Source organism: Mesorhizobium sp. M0894, from assembly GCF_040319725.1.
Lineage (GTDB): Bacteria > Pseudomonadota > Alphaproteobacteria > Rhizobiales > Rhizobiaceae > Mesorhizobium.
In genome coordinates, this window is record NZ_JAMYOG010000015.1 from 85,791 (window position 1) to 103,695 (window position 17,905).

The 17,905-nt window shown below is 62.9% G+C and carries 18 protein-coding genes and 1 tRNA gene; 11 read left to right on the top strand and 8 right to left on the bottom strand.

Features of this window, described 5'->3' with window-relative positions; all coding sequences use genetic code 11:
• Nucleotides 1-79 precede the first annotated feature (79 nt).
• A complete protein-coding gene (locus NKH91_RS24795; protein WP_352715572.1) occupies nt 80-1,297 on the top strand; it encodes a tyrosine-type recombinase/integrase in 1,218 nt (405 codons plus the stop codon).
• A gap of 21 nt (nt 1,298-1,318) precedes the next feature.
• Here NKH91_RS24795 and NKH91_RS24800 read toward each other — a convergent pair.
• A tRNA-Ile gene (locus NKH91_RS24800) sits at nt 1,319-1,394 on the bottom strand.
• A gap of 171 nt (nt 1,395-1,565) precedes the next feature.
• Here NKH91_RS24800 and NKH91_RS24805 point away from each other — a divergent pair.
• Entirely contained in the window at nt 1,566-2,276 is a 711-nt protein-coding gene (locus NKH91_RS24805) for an SIMPL domain-containing protein (RefSeq protein ID WP_023719319.1), read from the top strand.
• A 135-nt stretch (nt 2,277-2,411) separates the two neighbouring features.
• On the opposite strand, the gene NKH91_RS24810 is transcribed toward NKH91_RS24805, so the two are convergent.
• A complete protein-coding gene (locus NKH91_RS24810; RefSeq protein WP_023719320.1) occupies nt 2,412-2,771 on the bottom strand; it encodes a hypothetical protein in 360 nt (119 codons plus the stop codon).
• 247 nt (nt 2,772-3,018) lie between these two features.
• Nucleotides 3,019-3,465: a YcgN family cysteine cluster protein gene (locus tag NKH91_RS24815; RefSeq protein WP_023719321.1), complete on the bottom strand. Its 447-nt coding sequence runs from the start codon at nt 3,463-3,465 to the stop codon at nt 3,019-3,021.
• Between the two features lie 224 nt (nt 3,466-3,689).
• Between NKH91_RS24815 and NKH91_RS32425 the strand changes: the two genes are divergently transcribed.
• Both NKH91_RS32425 and NKH91_RS24830 read left to right on the top strand, forming a co-directional pair.
• On the top strand, nt 3,690-5,888 hold the full coding sequence (locus tag NKH91_RS32425; RefSeq protein ID WP_502895938.1) for an OmpA family protein: 2,199 nt from the start codon (nt 3,690-3,692) through the stop codon (nt 5,886-5,888).
• Between the two features lie 237 nt (nt 5,889-6,125).
• The gene (locus NKH91_RS24830) at nt 6,126-6,593 is read left to right on the top strand and encodes a TIGR00645 family protein (protein WP_352848116.1); all 468 of its coding nucleotides are present in this window, start codon (nt 6,126-6,128) and stop codon (nt 6,591-6,593) included.
• A 102-nt stretch (nt 6,594-6,695) separates the two neighbouring features.
• Here NKH91_RS24830 and NKH91_RS24835 read toward each other — a convergent pair whose 3' ends face one another.
• The gene (locus NKH91_RS24835) at nt 6,696-7,562 is read right to left on the bottom strand and encodes an SDR family oxidoreductase (RefSeq protein ID WP_352494950.1); all 867 of its coding nucleotides are present in this window, start codon (nt 7,560-7,562) and stop codon (nt 6,696-6,698) included.
• A gap of 198 nt (nt 7,563-7,760) precedes the next feature.
• Here NKH91_RS24835 and NKH91_RS24840 point away from each other — a divergent pair, with 198 nt between their 5' ends.
• Together NKH91_RS24840 and NKH91_RS24845 are read left to right on the top strand one after the other, a co-directional pair.
• The gene (locus tag NKH91_RS24840) at nt 7,761-8,027 is read left to right on the top strand and encodes a type II toxin-antitoxin system VapB family antitoxin (RefSeq protein WP_023719325.1); all 267 of its coding nucleotides are present in this window, start codon (nt 7,761-7,763) and stop codon (nt 8,025-8,027) included.
• Complete coding sequence (locus NKH91_RS24845; RefSeq protein ID WP_023719326.1) at nt 8,024-8,413, top strand: type II toxin-antitoxin system VapC family toxin; 390 nt, start codon at nt 8,024-8,026, stop codon at nt 8,411-8,413. Before NKH91_RS24840 ends, NKH91_RS24845 begins: the two co-directional genes overlap by 4 nt.
• 7 nt (nt 8,414-8,420) lie before the next feature.
• On the opposite strand, the gene NKH91_RS24850 is transcribed toward NKH91_RS24845, so the two are convergent.
• Both NKH91_RS24850 and NKH91_RS24855 read right to left on the bottom strand, forming a co-directional pair.
• Nucleotides 8,421-9,053 (bottom strand): helix-turn-helix transcriptional regulator, encoded by a 633-nt coding sequence (locus NKH91_RS24850; RefSeq protein ID WP_023719327.1) that lies wholly within the window; start codon nt 9,051-9,053, stop codon nt 8,421-8,423.
• A 7-nt stretch (nt 9,054-9,060) separates the two neighbouring features.
• Nucleotides 9,061-9,933: a S1C family serine protease gene (locus NKH91_RS24855; protein ID WP_023719328.1), complete on the bottom strand. Its 873-nt coding sequence runs from the start codon at nt 9,931-9,933 to the stop codon at nt 9,061-9,063.
• Between the two features lie 175 nt (nt 9,934-10,108).
• Between NKH91_RS24855 and NKH91_RS24860 the strand changes: the two genes are divergently transcribed.
• Nucleotides 10,109-11,059, top strand: coding sequence for a S1C family serine protease (locus tag NKH91_RS24860; RefSeq protein ID WP_352591321.1), 951 nt, complete (start codon nt 10,109-10,111; stop codon nt 11,057-11,059).
• Here NKH91_RS24860 and NKH91_RS24865 read toward each other — a convergent pair.
• Complete coding sequence (locus NKH91_RS24865) at nt 11,056-11,481, bottom strand: VOC family protein (RefSeq protein WP_352483190.1); 426 nt, start codon at nt 11,479-11,481, stop codon at nt 11,056-11,058. The genes NKH91_RS24860 and NKH91_RS24865 overlap by 4 nt on opposite strands.
• A 66-nt stretch (nt 11,482-11,547) precedes the next feature.
• Here NKH91_RS24865 and NKH91_RS24870 point away from each other — a divergent pair, with 66 nt between their 5' ends.
• Nucleotides 11,548-12,147, top strand: coding sequence for a TetR/AcrR family transcriptional regulator (locus tag NKH91_RS24870; protein ID WP_352848113.1), 600 nt, complete (start codon nt 11,548-11,550; stop codon nt 12,145-12,147).
• Here NKH91_RS24870 and NKH91_RS24875 read toward each other — a convergent pair.
• The gene (locus NKH91_RS24875; RefSeq protein ID WP_352639934.1) at nt 12,107-13,063 is read right to left on the bottom strand and encodes a LysR family transcriptional regulator; all 957 of its coding nucleotides are present in this window, start codon (nt 13,061-13,063) and stop codon (nt 12,107-12,109) included. The genes NKH91_RS24870 and NKH91_RS24875 overlap by 41 nt on opposite strands.
• Nucleotides 13,064-13,172: 109 nt before the next feature.
• Between NKH91_RS24875 and NKH91_RS24880 the strand changes: the two genes are divergently transcribed.
• The 3 genes from NKH91_RS24880 to NKH91_RS24890 all read left to right on the top strand — a co-directional run bounded on the left by NKH91_RS24880 (nt 13,173) and on the right by NKH91_RS24890 (nt 17,902).
• Nucleotides 13,173-13,817, top strand: a complete 645-nt coding sequence (locus NKH91_RS24880) for an FMN-dependent NADH-azoreductase (protein ID WP_023719333.1) — start codon at nt 13,173-13,175, stop codon at nt 13,815-13,817.
• Between the two features lie 129 nt (nt 13,818-13,946).
• Entirely contained in the window at nt 13,947-15,329 is a 1,383-nt protein-coding gene (locus NKH91_RS24885) for a 3' terminal RNA ribose 2'-O-methyltransferase Hen1 (RefSeq protein ID WP_352848111.1), read from the top strand.
• Nucleotides 15,326-17,902, top strand: a complete 2,577-nt coding sequence (locus tag NKH91_RS24890) for a polynucleotide kinase-phosphatase (RefSeq protein WP_352848108.1) — start codon at nt 15,326-15,328, stop codon at nt 17,900-17,902. Before NKH91_RS24885 ends, NKH91_RS24890 begins: the two co-directional genes overlap by 4 nt.
• Nucleotides 17,903-17,905: the final 3 nt, after the last annotated feature.

Genomic DNA, 17,905 nt, shown 5'->3' on the forward strand with positions numbered 1-17,905 from the left:
GAGCACCAAAGCTTGACGAAGATTCGCCGCCACTAGACAATCCTTGGGATCGAAAACCACGAACATGACGGATGAGCCCGTGAAGGTCGATCTTAAGGGCGTAGTGAAGGACACTGATCGCCACGGCAATGATCGGTACTATTTTCGCGCACCGGGTCGGAAGAAGGTCCGGCTCCGTGAACCGACCGGCAGCGACGAGTTCCTCGAGGAACTGCGGTGCGCGCGCGCCGAGGTCACTTATGTTCGGCCCGGCACTCTTCCCGAGATTTGCCGGCGCCTCCCCAAGCCTTCCGAGCCAGCGAAGAAAGGCACGTTGCTGTGGCTTTGCCAGGAGTATTACCGTCGGGGCGGCACGGAAATCACCCAAGACACTATGGCGCGCCGACGAGCAATTCTGGAGCGCGTATGCGAATTACCTCACCCCCTCGAAGGTGACCCGGATCCTCAGTATCCCACCAAGGGATCTCTGCCATTCGCCGGTATGAAACGGTCTCATGTTAAGGAGATCAGGGACACCAGGCTCGACGCCCTTGGCGCGGCAAACAATATCGTAAAAGCCATCAGCGCGATGTTTGAGTGGGCAAAGGACACAGAGATTCCGGGCGTCGACTCCAATCCCGCCCGCGGCATCAGACGGCTAAAGAGCGGCGACGGCTGGCACCCATGGGACGTGTCGGAGATCGTTCAATATGAGAAGCGGCATCCGCTGGGTACCGCAGCCAGACGTGCGCTCTCGATCTTCATGTTTACTGGCCTGCGGTTGTCCGACGTCGCGATCTTCGGTCGACAGCACATCACGCTCGTCTACAACGAGGAGACCGAGCAGTGGGAGAAGTGGATCAGAATTAAGCCTGGGAAGACCAGTCGTAACAAGGATGCGGTGTTGGTGGAGCTCCCGCTTCTGCCCGAACTAGAGGCGGAACTTGAGCACACGCCCTCCGACCAGATGACCTTCCTGGTCAATGAGTATGGTCGCCCGTTCTCGGAGAACGGTCTGGGCAACAAGATGCGCCAGTGGTGTGATCAAGCTGAGCTGCCGCACTGCAGTGCTCATGGAATTCGCAAGGCCGGCGCGACGATCGCCGCTGAGAACGGCGCGACGCACGAGCAGCTGAAGGCGATATATGGGTGGACTACCTACCAGCAGCCCGACCACTACATCAAGAAAGCGCGTCGCCGGAAGGTAGCGAGAGCGGCGAAATACCTGCTGGTTATCGATCGAAAAGAGAACAAAATTGTCCCACTTTCTGAGGGGGTTGAAAGAGGTGGGACAAAAATGGCCAAAAAATCCAATTAAATCAACGGCCACAAAAGCCAATGGTGGGCCCGGAGGGACTCGAACCCCCAACCAAGCGGTTATGAGCCGCCGGCTCTAACCATTGAGCTACAGGCCCCACGGCGTTGGATTAGTGTTTTTCCCTGAGCCGCACAAGGCTTTCAGAGCGGCTTTCCGAGGGGGCTGGCCGAGACCGCCCAAATCAGCCCATATTGATAACCTATTGCACGTCCCCCATTGGAGCCGCTCGACACTCGGCAGTCTTGGGATCGCAGATCGAGGAGATTTCATGACCAGACGTATTTTGCCACTGGCGATTGCCGCCGCAATCGCATTTCCGGCGATCGCCGGCGCCGCCGATTCGCCGCCGCCGCCGCGCATCGTCGTCACCGGCGAAGGCGAGGCGGCGATAGCACCCGATCTGGCTCTGCTGACGCTCAGCGTCATGCGCGAGGCCAAGACGGCGCGTGCCGCGCTCGATGCCAATAACGACGCCATGGCCGCGGTGATCGCGGCAATGAAATCGTCCGGCATCAAGGAGCGCGACCTGCAGACCGCGGGCATCCAGATCAACCCGCGCTATAACTACACCAACAAGCCCGACGGCAGCCAGGAGGCCGAACTTGTCGCCTATCAGGTGACCAACACGCTTTCGGTGCGCATCCGCGACATCGACAAGACCGGCGACATTCTCGACAAGGCGGTGTCGCTCGGCGTCAACCAGGGCGGCGGCATCTCCTTCTCCAACGACGATCCGGCGGCAGCCGTCACTGAAGCGCGCAAGAAGGCCGTCGCCAATGCCATGGCCAAGGCCAAGACGCTGGCCGAAGCGGCCGGCGTCGGCATCGGCCGGGTTCTGGAAATCACCGACCAGAATTTCGCACCGCCGCCGATGCCAATCAACGCCAAGGCTTTCGATGCGGCCGGCGCATCGGTCCCCGTGCAGGCCGGCGAGAATTCCTATACCGCGCAGGTGACGGTGACTTTCGAACTGAAGTGATCGTCGATCGCAGCGCATAAAAAACCCCGGAGGACCGATCCTCCGGGGTTTTCGAGCCGCACCTTTCCGTCCTGGCGGAAAGAGGCTCCGCTACTTTACCGGCTGAAAGACGCCGGCCGCAAAGCTTCGACGGGCTTAGCGATAGATAATCGGACAACCGCGCTCGTTGGCGAATACGATCACCACGCGGTCGCCGTACTGGCGGCCAGCGACCTTGACCGTGCGGCGGTTGATGTCGACGATGCGGGCGCGGCGCAGGCCCATACGTTCGGCCTTGTCGAGGGCACGCTCCGGCGAACAGGAGCGGCGCCAGTTGCGCTCACGGCGGTGTTCGCGATAGTAACCATCATCTTCGTCGCCGGTATAGACGCCGACGCGCGGATCTTGGTTGTTGCCGAAGCCGAGATAGATACTGTCTGCATGGGCTGGGATGGCAGCAAGCGTGCCAAGGCCGACAAGAGCCGAAAGAGCCGCCGTCTTGATGGTGTTGAACATTGTCTTCTCTCCTTGTTTGAGGGTTTCCACCCGTTTTCGTCGAACCGATGGGAGGAGAATGCACCCGCCTGTCTGAATTTTTTGCGAACCGGCCGTTCATCTCCGGTTCATGCGGCAGAACCGGGATAGTCTCTCGCTTCCGGAACCGGTGCTATGGACGGCGGTCCTACATAGGGTGGACCGGCATGGGCGGATAGGCAACGTCCGTTTTGCTGTCGGTTCTGGGTCCTCGATTCCGGAGTAAATCCTAAGGCTCGTCTGCAAGCATATGGTCGAAATAATCCTCCGGCTCGGCAAGCTCCGTCTCGCTGGCGCTGACCCGGCCGCGCATCGAGATGCCGGCCTCGTGCACAGTCTCGTCGCTTCCCGACACCAGCCTGTGCCACCAATAAAGATCGCGGCCCTCGGCAACCAACCGGTAAGCGCAGGTCTTGGGCAGCCAGCTGATGGTGCGCACATTCTGCGGCGTCAGCCCGACGCAATCCGGAACACGCGCCAGCCGGTTGGTATAATCGGAGCAGCGGCAGCTTCCAGCGTCGAACAGCCGGCAGCCGACGCTGGTCCAGTAGATATCTCCGGTGTCCTCGTCTTCGAGTTTGGACAGGCAGCATTTGCCACAGCCGTCGCAGAGCGATTCCCACTCGGCCGGGGTCATCGCCTCCAGCGTCTTGGTTTTCCAGAACGGCTTTTCCATCGTCGGCATGTGGACCTCGGAGGCGTCAAGGTCAAGCGCAGCAACCCATGCACCCTCGTCCGAACAATACGCCGGGACCATACGCCAAGACCATACGAATGACATGAAGTCGCCTTCAAAACGCCGGTCAATCGCCCTGTGCCACCGCTAAGACCTACAAACAGGAACCAAACATGGTTGCTGAAAGTTTGGGCAGGGATGGGACGCCACAAGGAGTGTTTATGATGAAACGCCAACCACGGATTCTGGCAGGCACGGCGCTTGGCCTGTTGATGGCGTCCGCGCCGTTAGGCGCGTTCCCGCTGCAAGGCAGCGCCGCATTCGGCCCCGCTCGGAACAGCGCAGTGCTTATCCCGGCGCAGTCGAATTGCGCCGAAGGCGAGTCGGCCGAAGCCTGTGCCCAAGGCGGGCAGGCGGAGCCGGAACAGAAGCCCGGCAAGAGGCGCGAACGGCAGGAGCGAACCGAAGCACCCGCCGAACAATCGGGCGAGTCCGAGCAAAAGCCGCGCCGGAACAAGCGCGAGCAGCAACAGACCGAATCCGCGCCCGCCGAACAACTCGCGCCCTCGGGCGGAGAGGAGCAGGGCAATCAACGCAGGAAAAAGAGGCAGCAACAGCAGATCGAAGCCGAACAGCCGGCCGAGCAGGCTGCACCCGTGAATGACGATCAGCAGATCAAGCCGCGCAGGAAGAAGCGCGACCAGCAACAGCGGGAAGCCGCACCTGCTGAACAGCCGGCCGAGCAAGCTGCGCCCGCGAGCGACGATCAGCAGCAGCTCAAGCCGCGCAGGAAGAAGCGCGACCAGCAACAGCAGGAAGCCGCACCTGCTGAACAGCCGGCCGAGCAGGCTGCGCCCGCGAACGACGTTCAGCAGCAGCTCAAGCAGCGCAGGAAGAAGCGCGACCAGCAACAGCAGGAAGCCGCACCTGCTGAACAGCCGGCCGAGCAGGTTGCCCCTGCAAACGACAACGAGCAGGGCAATCCGCGCAAGAGGAAGAATAAGCAGGACCAGCAGGCGGCGCCGGCTCTCCCACAGGCCGAGCCACTTCCAACCGACAAGCAAGCCGCTCCTGCTCAAGCCGAACAGCCCCAGGACCAGACGAAGAAACGCGGCAAGAAGCCCGTTGGGGAAGAGCCGGTGACAGGCGAACAGCAGCCCGCAACCGGTGAGCAACCCGCCACCGGCGAACAGGCAGCACCCGCCGAGGGTGGGCCCCCTGCTTCGGGCGAAGCCGCGGCCAACCCGAACGAGGCGCCCATACTGGACAGTCAGAAGGATGTCAGGCGCAGGCACGGCAAGGACCAAGGCGGCCAAAACGCGGGTCGCCAAAATGGCGGCAAAACGGGTGGTCAGGAAGGCAACCAGCCCGTCGAGGAGAACGGCAACCAGGCGGAAGTCTCGAAACCGGCTCCGGTCGACCAGGGGCCGCCCCCGACCGACGACCGGGCAGCGCAGCAGGAGATCAAACCTGAAAAGATCGCTCCCGTGACCGAGGAAAAAGGCAAGCGCGTCGAGCGCTCAGCCGATTTCGAGGATGTTCGTCGTCGGCGGCGCCCGCAAGGCACCAATGTCCTCAGGGAATTCGGCGACCGCGTCATCCTCCAGTTCAACAACCAGACGTTCGTCGAAAGCAGCGACGCCCCGCGTATGCACCGCGGCGCCAGGAATGTCTATTATGAGGACCTGTCGGGCGATCGCACCCGGGAAATCGTGGAGCGTGACAACGGTTTCCGGATCGTCACCATCCGCAACCGCTACGGCGACGTGATCCAGCGTTCACGCATCGCGCCTGACGGACGCGAATATGTGCTGAGCTATGTCGACGAGCGGAACTATGACGATGATGCAGACTGGCGCGACCCGGGCGACGACCTGCCGCCGATGCGCCTTACCATCCCGCAAGAGGAATACATTCTGGATTCCGAAGAGGTCGAGGATCCGGACGACTACTACACCTTCCTCGAACGACCGCCGGTGGAGAAGGTCCAGCGCCTCTATTCGATCGACGAGGTCAAACGCTCGGCCCGCGTGCGCGACATTGCCCGCCGCATCGACCTCGATACGCTCAACTTCGAATTCGGTTCGGCTTCGATTTCCGACACCGAGGTCCAGAAGCTGGAGGGTGTTGCCAACGCCATGGACAAGCTGCTGAAGAAAAACCCGGCCGAGACCTTCCTGATCGAAGGCCACACGGATGCAGTCGGCAAGCCGGAAGCGAACCTTGCATTGTCCGACCGCCGCGCCGAGGCAGTCGCCGAAGCCTTGACCAATGCCTTCGGCATCCCGCCGGAGAACCTGACGACACAGGGCTATGGCGAGGAGTATCTCAAGGTAGACACGTCGGGACCCAACCGTGAGAACCGCCGCGTCGCCATCCGCCGCATCACCTCGCTGGTGGCGCCGGTGGCCAGCGCCCAATAAGCGGAATGTGAACCGCGCGATCCGATCAACCATTGAATCGCGCGGTCACCAATCTTGAAACGCGAGGTCACCAATCCCAAATTTTGGAAAGGGCGTCCCTGCCCCGTCCCGACTCCAGCGGGACACACGAGCCCCGCCGGTTCCCCTCCCCGGCGGGGTTTCGTTTTTTAGAACCTTGCAAACCGCCGCAGCCTGCCCGAAATACGGCACTCCGACAACGGAGCCCGGAATCGCCGCATGAAGCGCCTCGAACTCGCCATCGAATCGATCATTCTCGCCTCGCGCTGGCTGCTGGTCGTCTTCTATCTCGGACTGGGCGCGGCGCTTGCCATCTATGCCGTGTCCTTCGGCAAGAAGCTGTTCGAGTTCGTCTCCGTGGCCTTCACGCTCGACGACACCGATACCATCCTGAAGATCCTCGGCCTCATCGACGCCGCGCTGGTCGCCTCACTGGTGGTGATGGTGATCATCTCGGGCTACGAAAACTTCGTAAGCCGCTTCGATGAAAATGACGGCAAGGTGCATTGGCTGGGCACGATCGATGTCGGCTCGCTGAAGGTCAAGGTCGCCTCGACAATCGTCGCCATCTCCTCGATCCACCTCTTGCAGGTTTTCCTGAACTCGGTCTCCTACACGACCGACCAGCTGATGTGGCTGACCATCATTCATCTGGCCTTCGTTCTGTCGGCACTGATGCTTGCCTAGATCGACCGGCTGATGGGTCTTGGCAAAGCCAAGAAAGCCGAAGGCTGAGCACGCGTCTGTGCCGGTCTTTAAGAGATACGCCTGTCAGCTAGATGCTTTCCGTCAGTAAATACCTTTGATTTTGGTATCAGTCCGCTCGAACACCTCGTCCGGCACAAAAAAGTCGCCGGCGAGCGGGCCTGTCGCGCCCGGCGCATAGGCTGAGAAATCGCTGACGCCTTCGGCGCGCAGCACTTCTTCGTCGATGTAGAAATTACCGGTTGCCCCGCGCGACGGCCTGACCAGGATGGCGTGTGCGGCATCGGCCATGATGTCGGGCGAACGGCTCATCGCCGCCACCGTCGCCCCGCCCAGGAGGTTGCGCACCGCCGCCGTGTCGATGGTCGAGATCGGCCATAGCGAATTGACCGCAATGCCGTCCCTGGCGAACTCGGCGCTCATGCCCAGCGTGCACATTGACATGCCGAACTTCGCCATCGTGTAGGCGACATGGTTCTTGAACCATTTGGCCTTCATGTCGAGCGGCGGCGCCAGATTCAAAATGTGAGGATTTTCCGCCAACCTCAAGTGTGGAATGCACATTTTGGAGACGAGAAAAGTACCGCGCGTGTTGATCTGGTGCATCAGGTCGTAGCGTTTCATGTCGGTCTCCAGCGTGCCGGTGAGTTGGATGGCGCTGGCATTGTTGATGCAGATATCGATGCCGCCGAACGTCTCCACGGTCTTGGCGACGGCTTCGGCGACCTGCGCTTCATCGCGGATGTCGCACAGCGCCGGCAGCGCCTTGCCGCCGGCCCGCTCGATCTCTTGCGCCGCTGTGTAGATCGTCCCCGGCAGCTTCGGATGCGGCTCGGCGGTCTTGGCCGCGATCGTCACATTGGCGCCGTCGCGCGCGGCGCGCAGCGCAATCGCCAGCCCGATGCCGCGTGACCCGCCAGAGATGAACAGCGTCTTTCCCTTGAGCGACATCCTCGCCCCTCCCTGTGCTACTCTCTTTTCTACCATCTTTTCTCCTTGCGATCCTTGCCTGCACCGCCGGCGGATACAAGCGCCCTTAACCCGCAGCGGTGGTGTGACGCTACGGAGGGTCGTGGATTTCGCGGGAGCGCGCGTTGAATCTGTCGGGCAAGTTGGTATATATTCTATACGAAAAGGGAGAATATATAAATGGCCTTATCGATCAAGAATATGGCGGTCGAGCAACTGGCACGTGAGCTCGCCCGCCGGCGCCAGGTATCGGTGACGGAGGCCATCCGTCAAAGCCTCGAGCGCGAGGTTGCGCGCGAGCGGCTTGTGCCGCGCGACGAGACCGGTGACCTTTTTCAACGTCTGATGGCGATTGCGGAACGAGCTGCACGAATACCGGAGCGCAAAGACGCGATGAGCGACGATGAAATTCTCGGTTATGACGAACTGGGTATCCCGACGCGATGATCATCGATTCCTCGGCGCTGGTCGCCATTTTACGCACGGAGCCGGGCTACGACCGCTTCGTTTTGGCGATCACCCAGGCTGAAAGACGTTTGCTTCCGGCACCGACACTGCTTGAAACGACAATGGTGCTCGTCGGCCGCTGGCAGGACCAGATTATCGATCGCTTCGAAACTTTTTTGCGCACCGCCTCGATCGAGACGATCCCCTTCACGGCCGACCACGCCGCGGTCGCTCGTCAGGCGTTCCTGCGCTATGGCAAGGGCCGGCATCCGGCCGCCCTCAACTTCGGCGACTGCATTGCCTATGCTGCGGCACGTATCGAAGCCATGCCGTTGCTGTTCAAGGGTGACGATTTCCGGCTGACCGACATCGAACCGGCTGTTTGATCCACGGCTAGACCAGCACCAGGCCCTGCCGCATGGCGATGGCGATCGCATCGGTGCGGTTGGCGGCACCGAGCTTCGTCAGGATCGCTGCGACGTGGAATTTCGCCGTATGCACGGAGATGTTCAGCCGCCGCGCGATGACCTTGTTGGGCGCGCCTTCGGCGAGCAGTGCCAGCACCTCGCTTTCGCGCGGCGAAAGCGTCGGCCGGACGATTTGCTCGTTACTCGGTTCCTCGTCGAACCGGTCGCTGTCATGAAAGGTAAAATCGTGCCCGTCTGACAGAGCGTGGCTGTCACGCGAAATCCGGTAGCCAGCCGCCGCCAGCCGCGCCGCAGCGGCGATCAGCACGTCGTCCGCTGCCACCGGCAGCACGGCAAACACTGTATCGGCCGGCCGCTCCCCGGCCGCTCGCGACGATAGCAGCACTCGAGGCATAGCGGCGTCGACGAGCCCGCCTTGCACCCCATGATCATCGACGATGGCGACATCCGCCGCCCAACGCCCGTCGACTTCGCCCGCCAGAAAAGGCTGCAGGTCATCGGTCGCAGCGAGAGCCGCGGACAGACTTCGCGCGCGCTCGACGTCACGGAGCACGATCAGCACCGTCAGCCGTCTGCCAGCGACCTCACCGCTTACCATCTATCCCTCAGCTCAGTGGTTTTTCACCGATGGTCAGTGAGACCTCACGGTTCTCGCCGCCGCGCACCACGCCGAGTGTCACCAAGGCACCGGCGCTGTCCGGCCCGAGCTTGCGGATCAGCTCGCGCGGGCCATGCACCGTCTCTGCGTTCCACGATACGATGATGTCGCCGAGACTGAGACCGGCGGCTTTCGCCGGGCCGCTATCGTCAAGGCTCATCACCATGGCGCCCTGTGTATCACCATTGCGGACCGGATGCAGGCCGGCACCAAGATAGCCCCTCGCCACATGACCCTTCTCGCGCAGCGTCGTGACTGCCCGCTCGATCGTTTCGTAAGGCATGACCAGCGCCCGCCGGCGTGGCCCGAACAGCAGCATGCCGATCAGTCCGCCCTTGGCGTCGAGCACAGGGCCGCCCTCGAAACGGCCGCCGGCATTGACGGCAAGGTTGATGCGCCGGTCGATCGTGCCGCCGCGCATTGAACGCCAGGCTGGGCCGACCTCGCCGACCGTGCCGAAGGTAGCGAGCGAGGTGCCGTCGCTATTGCCCGCGACGATCGCCAGATTGCCCGGCCGCACTGCATCCGCCTTCACCAGGGACGGCACGCTTGGTGCGCCGGTGGGTTTCAAAACGGCCGTGCCGGTGGACGGGTCGCGGCCGACCAGCTCGGCCTTGACGGTTTCGCCCGAAGGAAACGTCAGCTCGATCTCCTCGCCGGCCTCGACCGCCTCCTCGGCAGTGACGAAATAGCCGTCCTGCCAGTGGAAAGCGGTAGACGTGCGGTGGTGGTGCGTCGCGAAGCTGGCCGTCGCTGGAGCCGCGGCTGCGGCGATGTCGGCAATGGCGTCGGAAAATGTGCTCAGATTGAAATCGCTCATGATTTGTCTCCTGGGTTCCTCGTGACCCAGATATCGCCCGGCAGGGCGTTGGCGGATACTCGCCTGACGGTTAGTTGGGCGTTTGACTGGCCATCTGGTCAGGTCGCGGCCGGTCCGGCCGCTCCGCACATATAGGCATTGTTCATCTTGTTCCAAAAGCTACGGAGCCCCGCAGATGGCCCTGCCCGCCCAGCAATTGCAATATGACGATGCCCTTCTCGATGCCTATTCGGCGACGGTCGCCGATGCCGTCGACCGCATCGGGCCCGCCGTCTGCCGCATCGAGCGTGTCGGTGGCCCGGGCGGCCATGGCTCAGGCTTCGTCATCGCGCCGGACGGGCTGGTCGTCACCAACTTCCACGTCGTCGGCGATGCGCGCAGTGTGCGCGTGTCGATGCCGGACGGCGCCTCCAGGGAAGGCCGCGTGCTCGGCCGCGACCCCGACACCGACATTGCGCTGGTGCGCGCCGACGGCAACTTTGCCGACGTTGCGCCGCTTGGCGATTCCAAGCGTTTGAGGCGCGGCCAGATTGCAATTGCCATCGGCAACCCGCTCGGCTTCGAATGGACCGTCACCACCGGCGTCGTCTCGGCGCTCGGCCGCTCGATGCGTGCCTCCACCGGCCGGCTGATCGACGACGTCATCCAGACTGACGCCGCGCTCAACCCCGGCAATTCCGGCGGACCGCTGGTGTCCTCGGCCGGCGAGGTGATCGGCGTCAACACCGCGATGATCCACGGAGCGCAAGGCATCGCGTTCGCGGTTGCCTCCAACACCGCCAATTTCGTCATCTCGGAGATCATCCGCTTCGGCCGCGTGCGCCGCGCCTTCATCGGCGTTTCCGCCGACACCACCAACCTGCCGCGCCGCGCAGCACTCTTGTCGCAAGTGTCGAGCATCACGGCGGTGCGCCTGCGCAGCGTCGAGAAGAACAGCCCGGCGGACAAGGCCGGTCTCAGGGAAGGCGACATTATTGCCGCCATCGACGGCCGCCCGGTCACCGGCGTCGACGATCTTGTGCGCATGCTCGACGCCGAGCGCATCGGCCGCGAGACACTGTGCACGGTGGTGCGCCGCTCCGGCATTGCCCAGGTCACGGTGATGCCGTTGGCGAGGGCAAGCTAGCTCGCTGCAGCACCCTGCGCATATTGCGCCAGGAATTCCGGGCTCGGCGGGATCGGCCTGATCACGTCGATCAGCACGCCGTTGGGATCCTTGGTGATGAAATGGCGCTGGCCGAAGGGTTCGTCGCGCAGCGTTAGCAGGATCGGCAGGCCGGCGGCGGTGATCCGCTCATAGACGGCATCCGGGTCCCTGACCTCGAAATTGATCAGCACGCCAGACGCGCGGCCCCGCCCCTCCTCCGGGATCGTCTCATGATCGCCCTGGACGATGCCGAGGTTGACGCGGCGATCTTCGGCTGAGCGCAGATGGATGTACCAGTCGGCCTCGAACAGCGGCTTGAAGCCGAAATGCGCGACATAAAAGGCTGCAGTGCCGGCAACATCGCCCGTCATCAGCACCGGATAATAGCTCGTCGTCCTCATCTTTCTTTCTCCCGGCGAACAACATACAATCTGCATGTAAATGTAACTAACATACAGGCTGAATGTATGCAACAGCGATCCGCTCGCCGCTCCAACCGTGATCGCACCGAAGCGAGACGCGCCGAGCTCATCGCCGCGGCGCGAAAACTGTTCACCGAAAAATCCTATGCCGAGACCAGCACACCCGAGATCGTCGCCGCTGCCGGCGTAACGCGCGGCGCGCTTTATCATCACTTTGCAGACAAGCAGGCGCTGTTTGCCGCTGTGGTCGAACAGGAGGCGCAAGCCGTGGCGGAAGAGATCGAACGCGCGTCGCCGCCTTCGCTATTTGCCCGCGATGCGCTGATTGCCGGCTCGGATGCCTATCTGGCTGCCATGCGCGCCCCCGGCCGAACTCGGCTCTTGCTGCTTGATGGCCCCGCCGTGCTCGGCCGCGCCGCCATGGATGCGATCGACAATCGCCATGGCAACCGTTCGCTGCGTGAGGGCCTTGTTGCCGCGATGCGCTCGCACTCTATGACGAGATTGCCTGTGGAAGCTCTGACCGCTTTGCTCGCCGCTGCCTTCGACCGCGCAGCGCTCGCCATTGAAGCTGGAGCATCGATCGAGGACTATCGCGCCGTTCTCATCGCGCTGATCGACGGTCTGTCTCCGGCTCCTCCTTAGGCACCTCACCCGGCTCGAATTCGTTGAAACAACCAAGCTGGCGCTTGAACTGATCGATCAGCCAGGCGGCCGCCGGTTTCGGGCTGCGATCGGCGCGGTGCATGGCATAAAGCGGCGAGCGGACTTCGCTGTAAGGCTCGAGATCGAGTTCGACGAGCCGGCCGTTCGCCAGATCATCGGCAATCAGCCATCGCGGCAGCCCGCCCCAGCCCAGCCCCTCGCGCATCAGCACGTGCTTGGTGCGCACATCCGTCAGCCGCCAAGTGCGGTAGGCGAAGACGCCATAGTCGCGCCCGCGCGTACGCTCGGACTGGTCCGAGACGACCAGTTGGATGTGTTCGCGGACATCCTCCAGCGCCACTGGTCTGGGCAGCAGCGCCAGCGGGTGATCAGGCGCTGCGGCCGGCACCAGGGAGAAGAAACCGATGCGCAGCAGATTCACGTCCGCCTCGCCCAGAAGCCCTCCGATGCCGAGATCGGCCTGTCCGCCGACAACATGATCGAGGATAAGGCCAAGCGAGCCGATATGCAGACGCAGTGTCACGGCCGGAAACTGCACCTCGAATGCCTTTAGCACCCGAACCAGCACCGGCGACGGTAGCGTCACGTCGACCGACAGCGCAACTTCCGCCTCCAATCCCTGCCGATATCCGTCGATACGCGAGCGGATGCGTTGCAGCACGCCGACCATGCGCCGCGCATCTTCCAGCGTCGCCTTGCCGACATCGGTCAGTTGCGGCTCACGCGTGCCCTCACGCTCAAACAGCTTCAGCCCAAGCTGCGCTTCGAGGTTGGCAATGGCGTAGCTGATGACCGACTGCGCGCGGTTGAGCTTACGGCCGGCAGCCGAGAAGGAACCGGTGTCGGCCACCGCAACCAGGATCTGCAGTTGGTCAAGCGTCGGGTTGGGCTGCATCTTTCAATCCACAATTTAGATGGATCATATACAAAATATACCAGTTTTTCAAATGGGTCTGCGCACACATATTTGCCGGGAGATTTTAATCCAACCCTGGAGAGCCACCATGTCCATCCTTCTTGTCACATCCAGCCCACGCGGCGCCGCCTCGCACTCGACCCGCGTCGCCAACGAACTCGCCGACAAACTGCTTGCCGCCGATCCTTCGGCCAAGCTTGTCGCCCGCGACCTCGTCGCCAACCCGCTGCCGCATATCGACCCCGACTATTCGACCGGCATCTATACGCCGGCCGAAGCGCGCACCCAGCGCCAGGCTGAGGTCGTCGGCGTTTCCGATACTGTACTGGACGAGCTGTTTGCGGCCGACACCGTCATTCTCGCCACTGGCTTCATCAACTTCAACATCTCGTCGACGCTGAAATCCTGGGTCGACCACGTCGCCCGCTCCGGCAAAACCTTTGCTTATGGCGATGCTGGCCCGAAAGGCCTCGTCACCGGCAAGAAAGTCTATATCGTGCTGGCCTCGGGCGGCATCTATTCCGAAGGTGCAGCCGTGCAGTTCGATCATGCCATTCCCTACCTGCGCAGCGTGCTCGGCTTTCTCGGCATGACCGATGTGGAGGTCATCCGCATCGAAGGAGTCGGCATGGGCGCCGATGCGGTAGCAGCAGCGCTGGCCAAGGCCTCGACCAAGGTCGACGCCATTGTGGCTGCAACCGGAAGCGCCGAGCGCGTCGCCGCCGCGGCGTAAAGCCAGCATCGTTTGAATTGAACAAGGGCAGGCGCTCGGTGCCTGCCCTTGCTGTCGTTGGCGACAACCTATTGTGGTGGGCCAACAACTGCCATTGGTTATTCCGCTTGTCTGCGCTATCGGTCGCGGATGTTCCTGTCCGTTGCCACAACGCACCGTCCGGCCACCGATCTCGGTTTCCTGCTGCACAAGCATCCCGATCGTTTGCACGAGACCGACCTCTCCTTTGGCAAAGGGTGGCTATTCTATCCCGAAGCGACCGAAGAGCGTTGCGAGGCAGCACTCCTGCTCGATGTCGACCCGATAGGGCTAGTGCGCGGCAAGGGGCGGGCGGAAGGCTTGCTGGACCAATATGTGAACGACCGGCCTTACGCGGCATCGTCTTTCCTGTCCGTGGCGCTAAACAAAATGCTGCGGACGGCGATGACCGGAATGTCAAAGGAGCGCCAGGAACTGGCTAGCGGCGAACTGCCGCTGGAGGCAGTCGTGACTCCACTGCCGATGCGCGGCGGTGAGGCTCTGGTTCGAAGCCTGTTCGAACCCTTGGGCTGGACAGTCGATCTGACGCCAATCGAGGGAATCGGGTCTGGTGCAGGCGAGTCCCGGTACGGCCATCTGAAGCTGACCGGCACGGGCCGGCTCAGCGCCTTGTTGAACCACCTCTACGTGCTGATCCCGGTGATGGACGATGCCAAGCATTATTGGGTCGGCGAAGCAGAGGTCGACAAGCTGCTGTCCAAGGGAGAGGGCTGGCTGGAAAAACATCCCGCCAAGGACCTGATAGTTCGCCGATACTTGCGCAACCGCGGTGCCTTGGCCCGCATCGCTCTGGAACGACTGGTTCCTGAAACGGCCAGGGAGACTTTGCCGCCCGAACTGCGTGTCACACCTGAGGAAGCGCTGGAGACGCCGATGCGGCTCAACGATCTGCGCATGGAAGCTGTTGTCCGAGCCATCCAGGCAACGGGTGCAACCACGGTTGCGGACCTGGGATGCGGCGAAGGCAAGCTACTTTATCGGCTCGTGCGCGAGCGATGGGTCCATAAGCTGTTCGGGTTGGATCCAGCGGCACGCGAACTGGAATGGGCTGCAAAGCGTCTCAAGCTGAACGAGTTTGGCGGGCCGCCGGAGGGCCGGGTTACGCTGCTGCACGGATCTCTGACATACCGGGACGGCCGCTGGGCGGCAGCCGACGTCGCCGTGCTGGTCGAGGTCATCGAGCATCTCGACGAGGACAGGCTGCCCCTGGTCGAACGCATCGTTTTCGGCGAGACGGCGCCTAAATCCGTCATCGTGACCACTCCGAACGCGGACTACAACGCTCTGTTTCCCAGATTGGCCCCTGGCGCATTTCGCCATCCCGATCACCGTTTCGAATGGAGCCGGGCTCAGTTCGAAACCTGGGCGGCCAAAATCGGTGAGATCTATGGCTATGCAGCCACCTTCAGCGGTATCGGAGCCCAGGATTCTACCCTCGGCGCGCCCACGCAGATGGCGGTGTTCACCCGATGAGAGAACTGGACAAGACCGATCTCGCCATTCCTGACTTTGCCCTCGTCGTGCTGATCGGCTCGACCGGATCGGGCAAGTCGACTTTCGCGGCCAGGCATTTTCTGCCGACCGAGATCATCTCCTCGGATCAGTGCCGGGCGCTGGTCTCCGACGATGAGACCGACCAGGACGTCTCTGCAGATGCCTTCGATCTGGTGCGCGAAATAGCCGGCAAGCGGCTTAAACACCGCAGGCTGGCCGTCATCGACGCCACCAACGTGCGAGCCGCCGACCGCAAGGCCTGGATTGAGCTGGCGCGCAAGTGGCACGCTTTGCCCGTCGCCGTGGTCCTCGATCCAGGCGTCGAGGTGTGCGTCGCACGCAATGCGGTGCGAGCCGACCGGCCAATCGGCGCCGGGGTCGCCCAGCGCATGACAACCGAGATCCGCAAGGGTCTTGGCGGCCTGCAACGCGAGGGCTTCCGCCAGGTCTGGACGCTTACCAGCGAGGCCAGCATCGACGCGGCCGAGGTGTCGCGGCAGCCGCTATGGACCGACAAGCGCGACGACCACGGCCCGTTCGATATCATTGGCGACATCCACGGCTGTTCGGATGAACTTCAGATGCTGCTCGCTCGACTGGGCTACAGCGTCGCCTGGTCTGAACATCAGGGCGACCGAACGGCCACTGTGATCCCGCCGGAGGGCCGCAAGATCGTCTTTGTCGGCGACCTCGTCGATCGCGGCCCCAACTCGCCCGACGTACTGCGCATCGCCATGAGCATGGTCGCGGCCGGGACCGCCTATTGTGTCCAGGGCAACCATGAACGCAAACTCGGCCGCTGGCTGGAAGGTCGCAAGGTCACGGTCGCCCACGGCCTCGAGCAGACGATAGACCAGTTGAACACGCAGGACCGCGGCCTGCGAGAGGCGCTGCCGGCCTTTCTCGACGGCCTGCGCAGCCACGTCTGGCTGGACGGCGGACACCTCGCCGTCGCCCACGCCGGTCTCAAGGAGGAAATGATCGGACGCGGCTCCGGCGCCGTGCGCGAGTTCGCTCTGTACGGCGAGACCACAGGCGAGACTGACGAGTTCGGGCTGCCCGTCCGCGCGGACTGGGCCGCAGCCTACCGTGGCAAGACAGCCGTAATTTATGGACATACGCCAACGCTGTCGGCCGAGTGGGTCAACAACACCCTGTGTATCGACACTGGATGCGTGTTCGGCGGCAAGCTGACGGCCTTACGCTGGCCGGAACGCGAACTAGTAGAGGTGCCGGCAATCCAGACATGGTCGGAGCCGATACGTCCGCTGGGCGGGTCCTGTCTGGGCAAATCGGCACAGGCCGACGCCGACGGCGTGCTCGATTACCAGGATGTCTCCGGTCGCCGCTGGATCGAGACCGGGCTGAGGGGCCGGATTGTGGTGGCCGAGGAGAACGCCTCGGCGGCACTGGAAGTGATGAGCCGCTTCGCGCTGTCGCCGCAATGGCTGATCTATCTGCCGCCGACCATGTCGCCGTCCGAGACCAGCAGCCAACACGGCTGGCTGGAACGTCCGGAAGATGCCTTCGCTTATTTCCGCGAACGCGACGTCGCCCAGGTCGTGTGCGAGGAAAAGCATATGGGTTCGCGGGCGGTGGTCGCGCTGTGCCGGAACGCGCAGGCGGCGCGCAGCCGCTTCGGGATCCCGGGCGACGAGACCGGCGCAATCTGGACCCGCACTGGACGTTCCTTTTTCAACGACGGCACCATGACGGAAGGCCTGCTCGCTCGTCTCCGGGTCGAGGTCGACGCGGCGGATCTGTGGACGGAATTGAACAGCGACTGGCTGCTGCTGGACACCGAGATAATGCCTTGGTCGGCAAAGGCCGGCAGCCTGATCGAAAGCCAGTATGCGCCGGTGGCGACATCCTCAGCCGCCGGTTTCAAGGTCAGCCGCGAGGCGCTAGCCCGTGCGATGGCGCGCGGCGTCGATGCGGCCGGCCTGAACGCACGCCTTGAAGACCGGGCCGCCCGTGCGGCTAAATACGCCACGGCCTGGGCGCCTTACGTGTGGCCGGTCTCCGGCGTCGACGACCTTAAGGTCGCGCCTTTCCACCTGCTCGCCAGCGAGGGACGTGTTTGGTTTGACCAGGATCATGTCTGGCACATGTCGCTCGCGGACCGTCTGGCTGCCCATGTTGGCGTGGTCACGCCGACCCGATGGCGTACGGTTGATCTGGCCGACGGCAGCGCGTGTGCGGAGGCTATTGCCTGGTGGGAGGCGCTGACTGGCTCGGGCGGCGAAGGCATGGTGGTCAAACCACGCGACTTCGTCAGCCGTGGCAAGAAGGGACTCATCCAGCCGGCGCTGAAGGTCCGCGGCCCGGAATATTTGCGCATCATCTATGGTCCCGAATATGACGCGCCGGACAATCTCATCCGCCTGCGAGAACGCGGCCTGAGCGGCAAGCGCAGCCTGGCACTCAGGGAGTTCGCGCTCGGTCACGAGGCGCTGACGCGATTTGTCGCCAAGCAGCCGCTACGCCGCGTTCACGAGTGTGTCTTCGCCGTGCTGGCGCTGGAAAGCGAGCCAATCGACCCAAGGCTGTAATAA